Consider the following 1,429-nt stretch of genomic DNA (forward strand, 5'->3'; position numbering starts at 1 on the left):
TCGCTGTCCTCGACGGGATGCGGGCCGTCGGCCTCGACCTGCTCGAGTACGTGCACTGAACCTGAGTTCCTGAGTTCCTGAGTTCCTGACCACCCGAACCGCCTGAACACCCCAAGAGACCCGCCGACGAGAGGGGCAGCGGATGTCCGCCAACGACCGGAAGCACACCGAAACGGACACCGGCCTGTCGGGGGCGAGTCCCGGCATCCGCCCGGTCTTCGAGGTGGAGCTCAACGGCATCAACGCCGTCGACCGCGCGGAACACCGCGGCAGCCCGAGCGAGTTGTTCTGGCCGTGGTTCGCGGCGAACGTCTCGGTGCTCGGCATCAGCTACGGCTCGTTCCTGCTCGGTTTCGGCATCTCGTTCTGGCAGGCGACGGTCGTCGGCCTCGTCGGGATCGTGCTCTCCTTCGCGCTCTGCGGGTTCGTGGCGCTCGCGGGCAAGCGCGGCCACGCGCCGACGATGACCCTGAGCAGGGCGGTCTTCGGAGTCGACGGCAACCGGGTGCCGTCCGCGTTGTCGTGGCTGCTCACCGTCGGCTGGGAGACCGTGCTCGCCTCGCTCGCCGTGCTCGCGACGGCGACGGTCTTCACCGAGCTCGGCTGGGACGGCGGGGCGCTCACCCAGGTGGTGGCCCTCGTCGTCGTGGCCGGCCTGATCGTGCTCGGTGGCGTCTTCGGCTTCGACCTGATCATGCGGCTGCAGAAATGGATCACGATCGTCACGGGCCTGCTCACGGTCGTCTACGTGTTCCTCGTCGTCGATCACATCGACTTCCCGGCCATCGCGGCGATCCCCGCCGGGGACACCCCCCACGTGATCGGCGCGCTCGTCTTCATGATGACGGGCTTCGGCCTCGGCTGGGTGCAGGCCGCCGCCGACTATTCCCGGTACCTGCCCCGCTCGGCCTCGAGCCGGGGCGTCGTCGGCTGGACGACGGCGGGCGCCTCGCTCGCCCCCGTCGTGCTGCTCCTCTTCGGGCTCCTGCTCGCCGGGTCATCGAGCGACCTCAGCGCCGCCATCGCCGTCGACCCGATCGGGGCGCTCACGACGATCCTGCCGGTCTGGTTCCTGGTTCCGTTCGCCCTCGTCGCGGTTCTCGGCCTGATCGGCGGCGCCGTCCTCGACATCTACTCCTCCGGGCTGGCGCTCCTCACGGCGGGGCTTCGGGTGCCGCGCTTCGCGGCCGCCGGGATCGACGGGGTGATCATGGTGCTCGGCGCGATCTACGTCGTGTTCTTCGCCGGGAGCTTCCTCGGTCCGTTCCAGGGCTTCCTGATCACCCTCGGCGTGCCCGTCGCGGCCTGGTGCGGCATCTTCCTCGCCGATTTCGCGCTCCGCCGCTCCGGCTACGACGCCGCGGGCCTCCTCGACCCGCGCGGGCGCTACGGGAGCGTGCGGGTCGGCGCGCTCGCACTCCTCGTGCTC

1 protein-coding gene is annotated in these 1,429 nt (G+C 70.3%); it reads left to right on the forward strand.

The annotated features are described in order from the left end of the window. Window positions 1-142: 142 nt before the first annotated feature. Window positions 143-1,429: purine-cytosine permease family protein (locus QN345_RS19050; protein WP_323509116.1), on the forward strand; the 1,287-nt coding region annotated here is incomplete at its 3' end.

This window comes from Cryobacterium sp. 10I1 (genome assembly GCF_035019805.1).
GTDB classification, from domain to species: Bacteria; Actinomycetota; Actinomycetes; order Actinomycetales; family Microbacteriaceae; genus Cryobacterium; species Cryobacterium glucosi.